General features: G+C 49.3%; 18 protein-coding genes. 1 reads left to right on the top strand and 17 read right to left on the bottom strand.

Annotated features, from left to right (window positions below; translation table 11 throughout):
* Window positions 1–60 precede the first annotated feature (60 nt).
* From DVH26_RS15585 to DVH26_RS15535, 11 genes are all read right to left on the bottom strand, one after another.
* Window positions 61–885 carry a PP2C family protein-serine/threonine phosphatase gene (locus DVH26_RS15585; RefSeq protein WP_239634627.1) on the bottom strand — a complete coding sequence of 275 codons (825 nt, stop codon included), beginning with the start codon at window positions 883–885 and terminating at the stop codon, window positions 61–63.
* A gap of 66 nt (window positions 886–951) precedes the next feature.
* The gene (locus DVH26_RS15580; protein WP_239634625.1) at window positions 952–2,625 is read right to left on the bottom strand and encodes a DUF6382 and FHA domain-containing protein; all 1,674 of its coding nucleotides are present in this window, start codon (window positions 2,623–2,625) and stop codon (window positions 952–954) included.
* A 25-nt stretch (window positions 2,626–2,650) separates the two neighbouring features.
* Entirely contained in the window at window positions 2,651–3,175 is a 525-nt protein-coding gene (locus tag DVH26_RS15575) for an A24 family peptidase (protein WP_239634624.1), read from the bottom strand.
* Window positions 3,172–3,840, bottom strand: a complete 669-nt coding sequence (locus DVH26_RS15570) for a TadE/TadG family type IV pilus assembly protein (protein ID WP_239634622.1) — start codon at window positions 3,838–3,840, stop codon at window positions 3,172–3,174. Before DVH26_RS15570 ends, DVH26_RS15575 begins: the two co-directional genes overlap by 4 nt.
* Window positions 3,841–3,893: 53 nt before the next feature.
* On the bottom strand, window positions 3,894–6,164 hold the full coding sequence (locus tag DVH26_RS15565) for a hypothetical protein (protein ID WP_239634620.1): 2,271 nt from the start codon (window positions 6,162–6,164) through the stop codon (window positions 3,894–3,896).
* Window positions 6,165–6,213: 49 nt separating this feature from the next.
* Entirely contained in the window at window positions 6,214–7,290 is a 1,077-nt protein-coding gene (locus DVH26_RS15560) for a hypothetical protein (RefSeq protein ID WP_239634618.1), read from the bottom strand.
* Entirely contained in the window at window positions 7,256–7,483 is a 228-nt protein-coding gene (locus DVH26_RS15555) for a Flp1 family type IVb pilin (RefSeq protein WP_239634616.1), read from the bottom strand. The genes DVH26_RS15560 and DVH26_RS15555 overlap by 35 nt, the downstream gene beginning before the upstream one ends.
* Window positions 7,484–7,518: 35 nt before the next feature.
* Window positions 7,519–8,376 (bottom strand): type II secretion system F family protein, encoded by an 858-nt coding sequence (locus tag DVH26_RS15550; RefSeq protein ID WP_239634614.1) that lies wholly within the window; start codon window positions 8,374–8,376, stop codon window positions 7,519–7,521.
* 22 nt (window positions 8,377–8,398) lie between these two features.
* Window positions 8,399–9,331 carry a type II secretion system F family protein gene (locus DVH26_RS15545; protein WP_239634612.1) on the bottom strand — a complete coding sequence of 311 codons (933 nt, stop codon included), beginning with the start codon at window positions 9,329–9,331 and terminating at the stop codon, window positions 8,399–8,401.
* A 37-nt stretch (window positions 9,332–9,368) separates the two neighbouring features.
* Window positions 9,369–10,589, bottom strand: coding sequence for a TadA family conjugal transfer-associated ATPase (locus DVH26_RS15540; RefSeq protein WP_239634610.1), 1,221 nt, complete (start codon window positions 10,587–10,589; stop codon window positions 9,369–9,371).
* A complete protein-coding gene (locus DVH26_RS15535) occupies window positions 10,576–11,712 on the bottom strand; it encodes an AAA family ATPase (protein WP_239634608.1) in 1,137 nt (378 codons plus the stop codon). Before DVH26_RS15535 ends, DVH26_RS15540 begins: the two co-directional genes overlap by 14 nt.
* A 364-nt stretch (window positions 11,713–12,076) precedes the next feature.
* Here DVH26_RS15535 and DVH26_RS15530 point away from each other — a divergent pair, with 364 nt between their 5' ends.
* Complete coding sequence (locus tag DVH26_RS15530; RefSeq protein ID WP_239634605.1) at window positions 12,077–12,544, top strand: hypothetical protein; 468 nt, start codon at window positions 12,077–12,079, stop codon at window positions 12,542–12,544.
* A 70-nt stretch (window positions 12,545–12,614) separates the two neighbouring features.
* Here the strand turns inward: DVH26_RS15530 and DVH26_RS15525 are convergent, their stop codons facing one another.
* The 6 genes from DVH26_RS15525 to DVH26_RS15500 form a co-directional block, all read right to left on the bottom strand.
* Window positions 12,615–12,884 carry a hypothetical protein gene (locus DVH26_RS15525; protein WP_239634603.1) on the bottom strand — a complete coding sequence of 90 codons (270 nt, stop codon included), beginning with the start codon at window positions 12,882–12,884 and terminating at the stop codon, window positions 12,615–12,617.
* A gap of 22 nt (window positions 12,885–12,906) precedes the next feature.
* On the bottom strand, window positions 12,907–13,170 hold the full coding sequence (locus DVH26_RS15520; RefSeq protein ID WP_239634601.1) for a hypothetical protein: 264 nt from the start codon (window positions 13,168–13,170) through the stop codon (window positions 12,907–12,909).
* A gap of 15 nt (window positions 13,171–13,185) precedes the next feature.
* Entirely contained in the window at window positions 13,186–13,920 is a 735-nt protein-coding gene (locus DVH26_RS15515) for an MBL fold metallo-hydrolase (protein WP_239634599.1), read from the bottom strand.
* Window positions 13,921–14,004: 84 nt separating this feature from the next.
* Window positions 14,005–14,163: a hypothetical protein gene (locus tag DVH26_RS15510; protein ID WP_239634597.1), complete on the bottom strand. Its 159-nt coding sequence runs from the start codon at window positions 14,161–14,163 to the stop codon at window positions 14,005–14,007.
* An 83-nt stretch (window positions 14,164–14,246) separates the two neighbouring features.
* A complete protein-coding gene (locus DVH26_RS15505; RefSeq protein ID WP_239634595.1) occupies window positions 14,247–15,281 on the bottom strand; it encodes an SAM-dependent methyltransferase in 1,035 nt (344 codons plus the stop codon).
* Window positions 15,281–16,051, bottom strand: coding sequence for an ABC transporter ATP-binding protein (locus tag DVH26_RS15500; RefSeq protein WP_239634593.1), 771 nt, complete (start codon window positions 16,049–16,051; stop codon window positions 15,281–15,283). The genes DVH26_RS15505 and DVH26_RS15500 overlap by 1 nt, the downstream gene beginning before the upstream one ends.
* Between the last annotated feature and the right edge of the window lie 6 nt (window positions 16,052–16,057).

Here is a 16,057-nt window from a genome sequence, read left to right as displayed (position 1 = left end):
TCCCGATAGACTTCCTTATCGTAGTTGCCTGTTTGCTCTTCCGCGCTGTCGCCCATCGTTTCATGACAGCTTATTATACCATTTTCTCCATTCAACTGGAAATAGCTTATCAATATTTTTCGCCCTGTGCCATGCCCTTTGCAGCGGATTGAAATGGCTGTCAAGAGATTGAAGAAGCACGGCGCTTATATTATCCGGAGACCGTTTATCCAGCGCTTTATCGACGATTTTATCGCAAATGAGCTGCATATCCGCACCAGATTGAAGCTGTTCGGTCAAAAAGCGTTCAACCTCCAAGTCGGACAGCCGGTTGTACAAGCCGTCGCTACAAAGCAGGAACAAGCTGTTTTTCGTATAAAATCCGGTCCGGCGGTATAAATTCAGTTCCTTACTTACTCCTAAACAATGGAGAAGAATATGGCGTTTCGGGTGGACCTGCGCTTGCTTTTGCGTCAGCCGTCCCAAGCGGACTTGACTGGAAACCCAAGACTGATCCTTTGTTATTTGCCTCAAACGACTCCCGTTAAAGCGATAAATTCTGCAATCTCCGGTATGGCATAAGAAAAAGGTTTCATTCAGCAGAAAAAGCAGGGTCAGTGTGGTGCTCACCTGACTTCCTGCACGATTTCCGATCATTAACAGTTTCTCATTGATTGCATGAAACAATCGCTGGACGGAATAGTCCAGCCTGTCCCAATCTACAGGATCGCGGAGTACGGACTTCAGTTCTCTGTCGAGCCATCCTCTGATTATTTCAAAGGCGGTTTCGCTCGCTTTCTCCCCGTCCCCGCTTCCTCCTACGCCATCGGCAATCACTGCCACAGCGTAGGGCTCACCTCGTTTCGTCGTTCCTATCCTAAGCATGGAGCGGTCTTCATTCATCATCCGAAACCATCCCGAATGAGTCGCAACTCCGTAATGCCAGTTTACGGCAAATGTTGTTCGCACCTTTTACAACCCCATTTTAAAAGTAAAGTCGGTACCTACTATCGTCACTTTGTCTCCTTCTTTCAGCTCATACACTTTATAGGGAGCCATCCATTCTCCGTTGATACGCGTTCCGTTACGGGACCCTAAGTCCTTCACCCCAAAAGTGCCGTTCTGATTGACGATTTCCGCATGAAGTCTGGACACGCCATGCTCTTGATGCTCGTAGTCGACGCCCTTCCCCCCTCTGCCAATAACAAAACACGGCTTGTCCAAGCTGATTTTCCGTACGGTACCTGCATCAAGCAGCTCCATGTAAGGAAGCGGTGCTTGTATCTTGCTGTGGCTGTCAGGCGAACTGAGCAGAACGGTAGCATCAGGCTGGGATAGAAGGGTGGTCCTTTGCTCAAGGGACTGATAGTACGGATCGGGTGCTAGAGCATGAGCATGGTTTGACATGGATTCAAATGGACTTTGCACCGCCGGGCGAAGTTCCGCATTGCGGCTCAAACCGGAAACGGCTGAGGTAGCATTCTTTTGCGATTCCCCCATTAAGAACGATGCCAGCGGCGATGAAGCTTCCACAGGCTTCTGTGCTATCAGTCGGGAAAGGATAGCTTCCGGAGATGGAAGATCATCGGCCATAGGCTTATTGGCTTCAACTATCCCGTCTTCTGCGATTCGTCCGGATGCATTACCTGTATGGTTCCGAAGCCATATCATGACATAAACCAAATCGGCTGTCAGTAAAGACAATCCTGAGCTAATGTATAACCACCCTTCCGAAGGGTGATCCAGATAAAGCTTCCATGAAAGGCATATCCCAAGAACTCCGATCAGCATCATCGGCAGCTTCATTTTATTAGCAGGCTTGCTCGTATCTCCGGCTTCTGTTATTTCAGGCCCGGCGAACAATGGCTGTCCATCCGGTCTGCTTATTTCATCATAAGCACCGCGAGGTGCAATGGCAGGTGCAGTGTCCGCACCATCTGGTGCGGCATGGAATAGCGCAGCTGCCTTATGCAAAGCCGGCTGCGTAACATTTAATTCCCCGAAGCCGGAAGAATCCATGGATTTCTCCGGAATAGCTGAACTCTCTCTGCTCCCGGTGTCGCTGGCTGGACCGTTCATATGCCTCAGCAGTAACTGCTTCAACGTGGACAGATGGAACGATTCGTCCATCAGGTAGTTTACAAGCTCTTGATAGCCGCTGCCTGCCAGCTCGGTCACTTTATGCACTAGACGGGACGCCAGCTGTTGCAGCCGTTCTTGGACGGAATGCGGTTCGGCAAGCTCCATCGGAATGTATGTAATATATATATCGGTTAAATCGCTCCCACAATAAATATAATCTTCATGAATGATGTAACTTCGTTCCTGCAGCATATTTACGCCGCATTCCGACAGCGTATCTGCAATCGTGTACATCAAATGATAAAAATGCTTCATGGTCAGATTGTGCATCCTTAACCAATGCGAGAGCATGCGTTTATCCGTAATATGATAATAGAGCTTCATCTTCCGATTCAGCTCCTCAACTTGAAGCTCCAAAAGATGCGGAATGCGATTGGCCAGCAGCATATTGAGCTGAAAAGCAGACAATTCGTCTCGATCCAGACCTTTTTCTGTCGATAGCACCATATAATGGCCTTGTTGATTCACATAATCCACTTTTAAGCCGTATAGCTCCGCAAACACTCATGATCCCTCCTTTCCGCGGGGATTAGGGAAACTGTAAATAGACGGTGGCTACCGCAGGCAAGACCGCCCACATGAACGGAAACCTCACATGATGGCCCGAACGAATGTATGGTTTCCATTGAGCCATGTCTTTGAAAGCAAGGAAGCCTATGAGCATCATGACGATCCGTTGGCTCGTCTGCTTCCACTCTTGCCGCCACAGTAATATAAGACAGCCGACCAAGCCAGCATAGAACAACGAATACAGCATACTTTGCAGTACCATTTCCCCGCCGGTCAATGCGCCTATGGCTGCGAACAGCTTGACATCCCCCGCTCCTACCGCCTTGATCAGATATAGCAGCAGCATAGGAATAAATCCTATTGCCGTTCCTATCACCGCATGTAGAACGCCAGATCCACCGGAGTAAACGGCATGCAGGCCAAGTCCTGCAAGCCATCCGGTTAACGTCAGTGCATTCGGAATTCTCCTTCTCCAGATGTCCGTAATGAATGCAAAGACAATCAAACCGCCAGTAACAGCCGCAATCATTATCGCAGCCATCATCCAACCCCTCCTACCCATGCACGTTCATATGCTTTTTTACGAATCGTGACGGTTTTCCTGAAGAAAGGAACGGCTAACGGCAGCTCGTATTCCGCTTCGATACCGATAAAAGCATTTTCTTTATTGTTCAAATCCGGAAACATAACGTCCGTTACCTTTAATCTTTCTTTCTTCAATCTGGTTTTATTGGCATACATAGCAACAATCGGCGTGAAGGCCTTATGCACCAACGGTTTATATGCTTCTTCAAGCTTCTTTCTAGCATCATCGGTCGTAGCCTGGCCAAGCTCCTCCAAATGAGTCCGGTATGTTTTCTCCCAGCCTACTAGCTGTACTACAACATCGGGAATCCAGCTTTCATAATCCTCAACGAACTTCTCCGTGTCTTCAACCCTTTGCTTTGCCGCTTGAATCTGGCTTAACGCCTGATCCACCCAGCCTGCGGCCGCACTTTGGCCCCATTGACTTTTCGCTTGCTGGTACAGCAAATCGACCGGATACATGTTCGCCGCAACCACCTTCGTCGTATCCGAGACAGCGGACTGGAGAGCCATTTCGGCCAGTGAAACCTGGATGAAGGCAATCAGCATTACAATGAAAGAAAGAAACAAAGGCAGGACAAGGGCCGCCTCCAGTACGATTCCTCCATCCTCCTGCCTCGCCACTGAACGAGCCTTGGATTTACAGCGTAATCTTAAAACCGTAATGAATATCGGGATCAGTAGCCCATCACTCCTGTTTTCGTAATTTGACATCTTCCTTCCACCACTTTGCAGGAGTTCAAACCGGTTTTACCGAGCTGCTTCATTAATCCCGGCAAAAACCAAAGCTTAATCGAGGTGGTTGCTGTACCTGAAACATAAGTAGAGCTTTGGAGCAAATCTAGCCCCGTATTCAGCTGGATTAACGATTGCATCCGTGACAACAAAACCTTATCGCGGCTGTGCAGCAGCAAAAAAACGCGTAAATAATCTTTATAGTTCAAGTGAAGCCATTGCCCAAGCTTGCTGGACAGCGGTACGGCTTCTCCTTGGACGAGCTTCGCCATATCCTGCTGAGCTTTGGCCGCACCCTCGGCAACAGCCGCCAAAAACACAAGCAGCGGGGAACCGAGATTCAGCATGGCTTTATCCGGCTCCAAAAGCGCTTCTGTCGTACCTACCGCCAATCGGAATGCAAACATTTCCGCGTAAGCCATCGTTTGATTGCTGACGCAAGAGTTGGCGCCGTACAGCAAATATTCCAGCTCCTGATTGATCAGCAAATGGCTTTCCGGCTGAGACAGCTCTTTGGAAGTCTTGAGCTGTCCGTGAATGTCTTTTTCCATCCCCAACGTACGATAATTGAATTTGCTTACAGCAAATTCATCCAAGTAAAACTCATCACGGACATCGACAAGCAGATCGGAAAAAGCGGAAATCAAGCTTAACGCACTGGATCCGGCCTTATCCGCATTGTCCAGATCGATGACAGGAACCGGTTGAGAGCTGTTCTTCTCCTGATTCGCTTCCATATAGGCTTGATAATAGCCTTTGTTGCCTTTGGACGGATCTCCCTGCAAAGCTATATAATGCTCCTTCGACGGATCGACGCTTCCTGCCAAGCTGCATCCGGCTATGGCTCGCATCGCTTGATCCAGATAAGGCTGAGCCTTCTTTCTTTGCTCCTGTCTGGAGGTGTTAGCAGCCGATTTGTTCTTGTTGCGCTCTGCTTCTTTGGCGCTCTGGGCTGTGTATAGATCTTGAACCTGCTTCCAAAACGACTGCAGCGTACTATCCGCATTGGCATAATTTTGCGCATCGAATAATAACACATTGGCAAGCTGAGACTGAAGTCCGGAGAACATGGCTACAGAGGAAGAAGCTTTACTGCCGTATTCATCCAATTCTCCTCGGGTGATCAAATGGATCGATTGAAATGCTTTCTCCGCGTCGAATGCTCCGGATGCCGAGCTTTGCGATTGGACGTCGCGAAGCTGCGCATTTAGCTCATCATTGCTCTTTTTCGCTTGCTCCAACGCATCCTGAAATCGTTGCAAACGGTCTTTCAGCTCATCCAAATCCTGAGTCGATTTCAGCTTCAGCATCGCGATCAGCTTGGCATAATCCAAAATATATTGAAGCAGCTGCTCGAGATCGCTTAGGATCGACTTCATATCGTTCATTTGCTCCTTCAGTTGTCTTCTTTTATCAAGTAGAGAGCCTGCGGACGCCCCCGCTTGATGTAGCGCATCGATTCTGTTATCTATACGGTCGAGTTCCTTTTTCAAATTGTTTATTTCTGTTTCCGTCTCTTGTATCGTTCGTCGAACCTCATCCACAGTATGAATGCCGATTTTGCTGCTAAGGCCATTCAAATCAGCCAATTGTGCCGTATAAAACGGGTGCAGGACAGACGCCTTTTGATAGATGGCCGTCCACTCCTTCCATGCCTTATCCAGGTACGAATCACGCTCATCAAGCAGCTTCTCGATATGAGCGGCATTTTTGGAAAATTGGGACGCCTGTCCCATCAACGAGGCTATTCCTGTCTTCTTGAATGCATCCGCTATTTCCAAAGAATAGATCATCGGAGCGCGGTACTTCATTTCCTCCATGATCTGCTTCTTCATTACCGCATGATTACCAAGCGAATACATGGATGTCAGGCTGGACCCCTCCTCCTCAACACGAAGATCAATAAATTGAAATCTGGAGGACGGCAGGTTCCCGGATACATTCCCGTTTACGGTGCGCATAAACAACCCCTGTGCCTTCTCCCGGTCATCGGTTAATGCATACAGACCATATGCATGCAAAGAAGGCGAGAATGCCGATAAGGTCGAGCGAACCCCGGTTTTCACGGCATTCTCCGCTTCCTTCTCGGATGTCTTAATGCGCGCGAAATCGATAAGAAGCGCACAAAATAAAAATATCGGCACCAACAGCAGCAGCAAATATAATGAGACCGCTCCCTGCTGCTCCGCAATCAGCCGCCGCAACAGCTTCACAAGCCCTTCTCCTTTCGTTCAGAAGCTAGGGTGCCAACCATAACTTCGATCATTCATGAATAACGACGACAATGCCTTGTCGCTCCAGCTCCTGTCTTAGCGCACCGGTTAGCTTCACCTTGTCCTGCTTGGACAGCTTAAAAAAATGCCAGACGATCCCTTTCACATGAGTCCCCTCCCTCAACAGCTCTACATCTTTCGGCATTTGCACTTCTCTCAGCTGCTTCTCGTTAAAGCTGTAGTAGGCTTGATGCGCTACCTGGTTCGCGTCCATGGCATCCACCGTTCTTTTCGTAGAAGGATTCACCTGAATGATCTGCTCCTGCCCGTTAACCAGAGTCCGCAAGTACGCCGCAGCGCTCTGATGGCTGTTGATGACAGGGGACGGTTCGGGTACCGTATTCGGCTCAACCATCGTTTGCAATGCTTCCTTCGGATTGATTCGACCCTGAATTTCCTGAATGAACGTACGGGTCAAATCGACAAGTCGAATCCATTCCACAGGGTCGATTACTTGAGCATGCGCACCGGATTCGACTTGCTTTTGAAGCTTGTCCGACGCGAACAGCGGTGAACGAAACGGCTTTTGCAGCTGTACCTTAACCTCTCTTGCTATCCCGTTGTTCACGTACTGCATGCTTCCTCTCCATTCTTGAGGAATCGTACGTCCAACGTTAATCATTTTTTTCTCTGGACCACCGACGTTCTCATTACCGGAAGTCGGGAGCTCAACAGAAGCCGATGTGTTGGGAATAAGGAACCTGAACAAATCGGACATACTGTCGCTATGCAGTCTCCAATAGAGGCCGTCGCTCGCTTGGATGTCAACGTCCCCTGTAACAGGATTTTTGCTGCTGTTATCCCATACGAATGCCGCACGGTCCGCAGCTAGTCCCGCATTATGAAATGCGGACGACGTTTGAAACACGAATAATGCCAAAAACAATAGCGATATCGTACTCAATAAAACGATAGGCAGCACGAAGCTCGCTTCGATCGTAAAGCTGCCCTGAGTGCTGCGAATCAAGCTGCTTCCGGATACAAGCCTTATCTTTTCTTGCCACCCGACACGGTATCGGCTCACAACGTGATTATGGCGCAGCAGGACTAATATTTTTGGCATCATCGGTAATCGATCCGGACTGGTTCGTGATTTCTGTATTCGCGGAATCAAACAAGCTTTTTACCCATTTCATAATCCACTTTCTGAACGCGATCGCAATAATCACCAGCACCGCCAAAATCAACAATATTTCCAGCGTGCCCAATCCATCCTCATCTTCCCAGAGCTTCTTCATAAATTGAAAAACCGAACTCATCTCTGCCTCTCCCCCTCAAATTAACTAATTGCCTGTCACCCCATGACCATTAATGCAGGCGCGGCAACGATAACCATGACAACCATGAAAATAATTACCATGGGAAAGACCATTTTCGACGAGGCCTCTTCACCCAACGTTTTAGCTAACGACTTTCTTTTCTCCCACAATGTGTTGGACAGCTCCTTAAGCGACATCACCAGCTCGTCGCCGCCACGCTTGTAGTTTAACAATAAAGTGGTTGTAAATAAGGAAACCTCCTGGACACCGCACCTTTTGTTGAAATCCTCCAGCGATTTGGAAAAGGAGGCATTCATTCTTATTTCGTGCGCGGTAATGGCCAGTTCCGTTAATAAGGGACTTTGAGCAATGTCAGACCTGCGTTCAATACATCTCAGCAGCGCCTTCTGAACCGTTTCTCCGGCATTGACCAGCAAGACGATCTGATTCAATATTTCGGGGAGCTCCAGCAGCATTTGCCGTTTCCTCCGCCGCAGCTTGCCGGACAGCTCCTTATACATCACGAACGGCAAAAATAACGTCAAGCAGCAGCCATAAAGCAGCAGCTCTGCGTTCCCGTCGGCAACCGCGGACAGGACGGTACATCCAACAAGCATGGCCACACTAAGAGACAGCACATCGGCAATAAAGCACTTGGTTCGGATAAGAGCTGATTTGGCACCATATAGTCCGATCATCTGCTGATGTATGTAAGAAACAGCCCCGGACAACCGGTCGGCCAACTGGTAACGATCCGTCAACCATAAGGATAAGGGAGCTATTAACACCAGCTTCATGTTGCTCTGGTTCTCTTTGACAAAGCCGATGTACCGCGGATAAGCTCTCCAGAGAATCAAGCTCCCGATGACCAGCTCCAAAACCATTAACATCATTAAGAACAAACCCAATAAATCATCACACCTTTATATCCATAATCCATTTTGTAATGGCATAGCAGCCTATGAGAACTAGCAATGCCACCGTCATAGTCAGAAGACCGGAGCCCTGATACAACGGCTCCATGTAGTCCGGCGAGCTCAAATTCAATACAGCGACAACAACCAGCGGCGCAAAAGTCAGCACCTTGGATTCAAACCGTTTTTGCGACATCATGACATGAATATCCTGCTGAATGTCCAGCTTCTCCTGGATGATCAAGGCTGTCCTCCGTATCACATGCACCAGATTCCCGCCTGTTCGTTTGCAGGTCATGAACACTTCGGTAAACTGCTGGATGTCTTCCACCTCCGCCCGGTCACTCCAATCCTTCAATGCAAGCTCAATCGTTTCGCCATTTTCGATCCGCCGGTTCACCGTCTCCAGCTCCTTGATGATGAAAGCATCCGAATCCGGGTACAGTAGCCTTAAATCGTTCAATGCTTCCTTGAATGCGGTCTCGACGGAATTGCCCGCACCCAGGGCGGACGATAACGAAGACAATGCTTGCTTAAACTGCAGCTGCAATTGGGTTTTTCGTTTGCGAATGAGCTCCCGTTTCCAAAGGACCGGCGCATACAGACCCCCGCAAGCCAGCACCAGTACGGCAAATACATTCTGATAAAAGATAAATCCAATCATCCCTAGCAGGACGGCTCCCGCTGCAGCAGACGTAATGATTTCTCCGGAGTTCATCTCGTATTCACCGTAACGTGTGAGTGAAGACTTGGGAGGCTTTGCCGGTTTACGCGAGCCGAATTGAAGAGAACTTAATCGAGCCATCCAGCCAGCCTTGGAGCTGGAGCTTAACTCCATTTTTGCTTTATTAGCGGACCGGAATCGGTTGGATGCGGATAAGACGAACCAGCAGCAGCAGCCAACTATGACTAGAATAATAACCAGCAATGTCAACAGCCATCATCACCTCCTTCACGCATACAAGTATTCTTCACAGTTGAATTCCCGCCATGGCCAACTTCTCGGAATGATGCAGCTGTCCTGACGGCTGCAGTTCTCCCAGCACCTTCCCGGATTCGTCCTCTCCCGATTCTATAAATTGAAACAAACGATTCAGCTTCACTTCCCCCTTCTCCATGCCGATGATTTCACTGATCTCGACTACCCGTCTCGTACGGTCTCTTAGCCGCTGCAAATGAATCATGACGTCAATAGCGGAGCAAATTTGTTTGCGGATCACTTCAACCGGAAGAGCAGCACCGCTTAATACCATCGTTTCAAGCCGGCTTAGCATATCCTCCGTCGAGTTAGCATGTCCGGTTGAGAGGCTCCCATCATGTCCAGTATTCATCGCCTGAAGCATGTCCAACGCTTCCGATCCCCGAACCTCGCCCACAATGATGCGGTTTGGCCTCATACGCAAGGAGGAACGTATCAAATCGCGAATCGTGATTTCGCCCTTACCCTCGGTGTTGGCGTTGCGCGTTTCCATCCGAATCAAGTTCGGTACCGTGCGGATCTGCAGCTCTGCCGAGTCTTCGATTGTTATCAATCGTTCGTCATCAGGGATATATTGCGATAGCGCATTAAGGAAAGTCGTTTTGCCCGAGCCCGTCCCACCTCCGATAAACAGATTGTACTTCCCTCTTACCAGCTTAATTAACAAGGAAGCGGCCTCTTCCGTCAGCGCCCCCTTGGCTACCAAATCGTTAAGGGTCAACGGAGTTTCCGGAAACTTACGGATCGTCATAGCCGCACCGTCGAGTGAGATCGGCGACAGGACGACATTGACACGGGAGCCGTCCAAAAGTCTTGCATCCACGATCGGATTCGCTTCATTCACGGCACGATTCACTCGGGATACAATGGCTTGAATGACGTCCTCCAGCTTCTCCTTGCTTTCAAACTTCACCTCCGTCAGGCAGACACGCCCTTCCTTCTCAATAAATATCCGGTCATACCGGTTAATCATAATTTCCGTTACCGACGGATCATCCACCAAGGGCTGAATCATGTCCAGTCCGCGAAACGAGTGGAACAGTCTCATCGTTAACTGATGTCTCTGGCCCGCCGTCAAGTAAGACTGGAACGGAAAGGCAAACACTTCGTGCTCAATCATCTCCATGAGCTGCTCATCGGTCAGTGATACCGACAGATCCAGCTTATCCTTTACCAGCTGCTTCAGCTGAGCAACCGTTTCATCCGACCACATGCCGCTGTACCTCCGCTTCTCCGGTTAATGCTTGAAACCAGGGAAGCGCAGCCAGGCTTTCACTGAATGCGGAACGGGACAGTACCCCCTCCATCCGGCTGAATGTTTTCCATTCCGGGATGTATGGCAAATAACCGTGAATGGGAACCGGCAAGTCGTGGGCATTGTTGGACAAGGAGCCGTGGAACTTATTAACGAGCAGGGTCACCTTTCCCAATCGCTCGGTTTCTGAAAAGCCTGAGGCCGCCGGCCGCATTCTCATCCGCGTCTTCTCCCACTGAACACGCTCGTCCACCACCAGCCAGACAATGTGATCACTCAGCTTGAGCGCTGACCGGACACGAGGATGTGAGGCGGAATCCAGATCAAGCAATATATAGTCGTAGGACCCGGTAGCCTGAAGAGCGCCGATCAATGCTTCCGTATCGGACTCCAGCATTTCCGCCAGTTCCGCAGCCTCTTCGTTACCGGGAAAATAGTCGAATCCGAGCAGGCTATGCTTGCGTTTCATTCTCTCCACCTTGGCGCTTTGAAGCTTGCGGTCCGATTTGCCGTAAAACAGCATTCTGGAGAAATGACCGCTCTCCTCGTTGGAAGCAGAGCCTATCCAGCTGGCCGAAGGAAGCTCCTCCAGCGTAATATAAAATACTCTTTGCCCGGCTAGGACAAGCTCTCGCGCCAAATGCATGGCGGTTAGCGTCTTGCCGCTTCCCCCTGCAGCGGAATAAATGGAGATGACTTCTGAGCTTCGGTTTCCTTTCAAAATTCGGCTTCTGGTAAACTCGTTATAATGTGAAATGACGACCGACATGAGTTGATTCAACGGCTGATACTTACAAATAATCGGGTATTCAACGATATCGGCGACGACCTGGAGATCGCTGACGATAAGCATGCACCCGTGTTCTCTTTGATACACTCTCTCGGGCAGCGGCATGAAGCTCTCATGCACCAATAGAATGAAAGGCTCGTTGGAATGCTCGATAAAAGCAAAACCATGTTCTTTCGTAGTAAATGCAGAAACGGTAAATGTTCCCGAATAATCGGTAGCTCGGATATAAGATGTTACCATCTCGATGAAATAGGCATCGGTATCTAATAACACCAGCTTCATTTTCGGCATGACAGCCTCGCCCCTCCCTAACCATGAATCCCAAACGCGTAGGTTACATCACCCCCATGATCTGCAAAACTCCGCTTGCTATCAGCACCAACGATAAAATAGCGATGACGACAGCAACCTTCCCTTTGTTCGTAATAACATATCGCCTCCCTGCATTTGCACGCAAAAAAAGCACCGACTGAACAAGAAAAGATTCTTGCTCAGCGGTGCTTCCGCTTACGATTACATATTTGCCATTATTATATCATAATAAATGGAATTTACAACTGTTTTATCAATTTTTGTTAAGCAAATGTAGAATCAGGTTAATAATTGCTTCCATGGATATACTATCCTCATAATCAGAAATGAAGGAGCATTGGACATGATTAGCAATCGCGAATTAAAGGGGCAAATTGAGCAAATTACTGAGCAGCAGCAATCCTTGACGGATGAATTGCAGCAAATTAAAGATCTGCTGCAGCAAAGTCATTCCGACAACCAAGGAACTCAGCAGTCCAGCGACGGCCAATCGCAACAACAACAGCAGCAGCAAAACAACAGCAGCGGATCCAATACATTTTCCGATATCGCCAAAGATTTTCTCAAACTGAAGGATTTGACAAGCAAGCTGGAAACCAAAATGCAGGATTACATATCCAAAAATTCGAAAAGCCAACCTTTAAGCGATGAAGACGCGATTAACCTTGTACTTAGCATGATGAACGGCATGATTGACTGGAGTATGGACCTTGTATCCAGACAACCCGGCTCCAAAGGGCAATCGAATCAATCCGACTCCAATCAGTCCGATCCGTACGGTCAAGCTTCTCAGTCGAATCAATTACAATAATAGTGCGGTACTACCACGGCGGCAACCTTCGAGGTTGCGCCTTTTTTTGCATCACAGACGGTTAGAACATCTAGATCGGCATTAAATCCTGCTTTTCCGCTTTCGGCTTGCAGTCTTTACAAACACCAACCGCCGAGCCATGGACGCCGGCATAAAAAGTCAGACGGTCCGACTTCTTTTTACAGTAAGAGCATTTTTGGCCCCGCTTGTCGGGCTGCTTCTTGAATTTATCCATCCGAACGACTTTGCCTTGACGTTGAGAGCGGGCACGGTATTGGAACCATACGATCAGAAGCAATGCGCACAGAACCAAAATTCCCATTGTCATCCAACCTTGCACCTTCAAGCCCCCTTCTTTCCGGCTACTCCCGTAACGCTTCCCTCAGCTTGCTGGACATGCCGTTCTCTTTGGCAGAGGAGGAAGCGCGAAGCTTGCGATTCTGCTCCTTAAGCTTTACGTTGTCCGCCTCCAGACGTTGAATCCGTTCCAGTCTCTCCGGTTCTTGCTCGTATGCCTCTATACAACGGAGCAGCAACGCATAGGCAACGCCATCCTGCTCAGACTCGGCAAATAATTGCTGCAGTGAATGGCGCAACTCTTGTCCCTGTTGTTTACGATCTTCCACTATGACTAACCTCTTTTATACTTCAAATTGTAGACCGGTTGCGGCCAGAACGACCTCGCCGCGGAACTTCACCCGGACCTCATCCTCTAAATCGGCAATATCACCGAAATGCGGCAAATGGGTCAGTACAACTTTCTTTACTTTGGCCATTTGAGCCAAATGCCCGACCTCTTCCGAGTTCATATGCCCGTATTTCTTGGCGTCCTGACCGGCGTAAAAGGAAGTTTCCGCAATGAGCAAATCAGCATCGGCACAAAAACCGATTAACGAATCGTCGTAATACGTGTCCGCTGTGTAGACAATGGTGGCAGATCCGCTCTGGATTTTCATCGCTAAACAATATGCCCCGTGAAAGGTCTTAAGAAATGAGAATGTCATGCCGTGCAAATGCAAAATCTCTTTTTCAAAAAACGGCACGACTTCGGAGCCTTCCATCGATGGATACGGGTTATGCCCCGTAGGCTGCAAGCCAGCCACGTAGATCGGAAGTGCTTTCGTTCTCTTGTTCAAATCCGTATCGATGATACATGCATACTGCAAGCAGCCCAAATCGGCGACATGATCATGATGTGTATGGCTTATAACCACAGCCCCAAGCTCATTCAACGGCATATAGTTTTGCAAAATAGAAAGAACCCCGCTTCCGCAATCGAGCAGCACGCGGTTTCCGTTAAATTCCAGCAAATAGCCTGCCGTTGCTCCCCCTGCTGCGGGATAGGCTCCCCAAGGACCTAAGATCGTTATTTTCACAAGCTCTCCTCCACTTCCTTCAATGATCTATAACCAGCAGAAATAGCACATTCACGAATGGTACCGCTGTGCAATGAATGCAAGCTATGTATTGATCGTGCTGTCCGGCAATGGCACTGGCGTAATCGAGGATGTCGCGCCCGGTTGCGCACGATGCGGCTGTATTGTATCACGCGGCAGAAACAGCAAGCCCAAAACGGCAATCACGAGAAATAATCCAATCGGCACAAGCAGCCTTTTCACAGGATAGCCTCCCCTTTAGTATGGTTTGGGCTTCTTCTTTTTAGGACTGGCAGGACACGCTCGAGATCTTTAACGATGTTAACTTATGATTTGATCAGGAATAAAGTCAGCTCCTCACGGTTATGGAACAGCTGCTTCGCTTTTTGCAGCTCCAGCTCCGGAGACAGATCCTGAGTAAGCTCACGGACCGTCTGGAACGGCTTCTTATGCATCAGCTTGACTGTTATGATCGCCGATCCGCCTGTTTGCAGCGAGTACAATAATCCTTTGATCAGCTTCGCCATTTGGCGCGGACTCCAGCTCATGTCGCAGACAAGCAAATCAAACGACTGAGGAGGGAACGATACCTCTCCCGCGTTTTTCTGAAGGAACGTGAGCCGGGGATGCTTCAGCAGCCCTGCATCCAGCTTGGCCGGATCGACGGCCGTAACCTTGACTCCCCTCTCCAGCAAGAGCGACGTCCAGCCGCCGGGTGCTGCGCCGATATCAATGGCAGACCGGTACTGGGAGAAGTCCAAGCCAAATGTGCGTTCCGCTTCTAGCAGCTTGAACTTGGCGCGGGACACTTGTCCTTCTTCCTTGCGGAAGCGGATCGCTCCTCCCGACCAATCGCTCACATTATGCTCCGGCTTCGAGATCCCGTAGTACGCGTTGTCCTCGGTTAAAAAGAGCGAAATGACGAAGTCCGCGTCCTTGGCTACCGGCATAGCCGCATACTCGTTAACTAGCAGCTCGTCGACCATTTGTTTACAAGCTGCAGTTGTAATGTCGCCTCCTACGGATTCGGTCTTGCGAACTTGCACCGCGACCTTGGCTCCAGCCTCAACCTCTAACCGGCTGCGCACGAAATCGCGAAGACCGGACAGCGTTCCGTCCCACTCCAGCTCCGCATCGACCGGCTGCATATGGCGCAAAAACATCGGCTCCTGATCCAGAATCGTCTGAGTGGCGGCCGATTTGCTCTCCGGTATCGAGAACCAGAACACCTCCGACGGAATCAGATGCCGAAACTGGGTGCCGGTCTGGAACAGACGGCGAATTTCTTCCTGGGCGTGCTGACCGAATCCATGATTGGCCGTTCCGATAAAAGCGGCGGCAGATATAATCGTTTCCGTCATTACAGCACCTTGATCCATGGACGGCCGTTATACCATTCCAGAGAAACCGGAACCTGGAACGCTTGAAGCAGGTTGGCCTCGTTCAATACGTCTTCTTTTCGGCCAGAAGCGATAATCTTACCCTGGTCGATCAACGCTACGTGCGAGAACATAGGCATAATTTCCTCAATATGATGTGTTACGTAAATCACCGTTATTTTCTGCTTGCCCAATTCATTGATATTTTCGAGCAGCCGCTCGCGTTCATATAAGTCCAGACCGGAGCAAGGCTCGTCCATAATCAAAATTTTCGGCTCCGTCATCAGCGCGCGGGCCAGCATCACTTTTTTCCGTTCGCCCTGAGACAATGTTCCTAGAGGCTGGTACGCCAAGTGCCGCAGGTTGACACGCTCGAGCATGCTCAGCGCTTTTTGCTGCACTTCCGACGGTATCTCCTCATAGAAACGCAGAAACCCGTATTCGCCGGTAGCAATGACTTCCCATACGGAATCGGCCGGCGTCAGTTTCTCGTACAAGGATTGGCTGATGTAACCGATCTGTTTGCGGACTTCTCTGACATCGACTTGCCCGTAAATATGGTCAAGCACCTCGACTTTACCGCTGCTCGGAAATTGATAGCCGTTGATCAGCTCGAGGATAGTTGTTTTTCCCGATCCGTTCTTGCCGAGAATAACCCAGTGCTCCCCTGCATTGACCTGTATTCCCACATCCGATAAAATATTCCGCTCTTCGCGGATAAAATGAATATGCTCTAAAGATAAGACCTGCACGAAAAA

The sequence above is a fragment of the Paenibacillus sp. H1-7 genome (assembly GCF_022354825.1).
Classification (GTDB): Bacteria; Bacillota; Bacilli; order Paenibacillales; family NBRC-103111; genus Paenibacillus_S.
Note: the sequence above shows the minus strand (reverse complement) of the source record. Positions and strands in the feature narration are given on the sequence as shown.

Bases quoted from the DNA above. Each gene is read 5' to 3' on its own strand.
- DVH26_RS15555 (WP_239634616.1), bottom strand. From the start codon at position 7,483: ATGAGTTCGGTTTTTCAATTTATGAAGAAGCTCTGGGAAGATGAGGAT.
- DVH26_RS15550 (WP_239634614.1), bottom strand. From the start codon at position 8,376: ATGATGTTAATGGTTTTGGAGCTGGTCATCGGGAGCTTGATTCTCTGG.
- DVH26_RS15560 (WP_239634618.1), bottom strand. From the start codon at position 7,290: ATGATGCCAAAAATATTAGTCCTGCTGCGCCATAATCACGTTGTGAGC.
- DVH26_RS15585 (WP_239634627.1), bottom strand. From the start codon at position 885: ATGATGAATGAAGACCGCTCCATGCTTAGGATAGGAACGACGAAACGA.
- DVH26_RS15540 (WP_239634610.1), bottom strand. From the start codon at position 10,589: ATGTGGTCGGATGAAACGGTTGCTCAGCTGAAGCAGCTGGTAAAGGAT.
- DVH26_RS15530 (WP_239634605.1), top strand. From the start codon at position 12,077: ATGATTAGCAATCGCGAATTAAAGGGGCAAATTGAGCAAATTACTGAG.
- DVH26_RS15575 (WP_239634624.1), bottom strand. From the start codon at position 3,175: ATGATGGCTGCGATAATGATTGCGGCTGTTACTGGCGGTTTGATTGTC.
- DVH26_RS15505 (WP_239634595.1), bottom strand. From the start codon at position 15,281: ATGACGGAAACGATTATATCTGCCGCCGCTTTTATCGGAACGGCCAAT.
- DVH26_RS15535 (WP_239634608.1), bottom strand. From the start codon at position 11,712: ATGCCGAAAATGAAGCTGGTGTTATTAGATACCGATGCCTATTTCATC.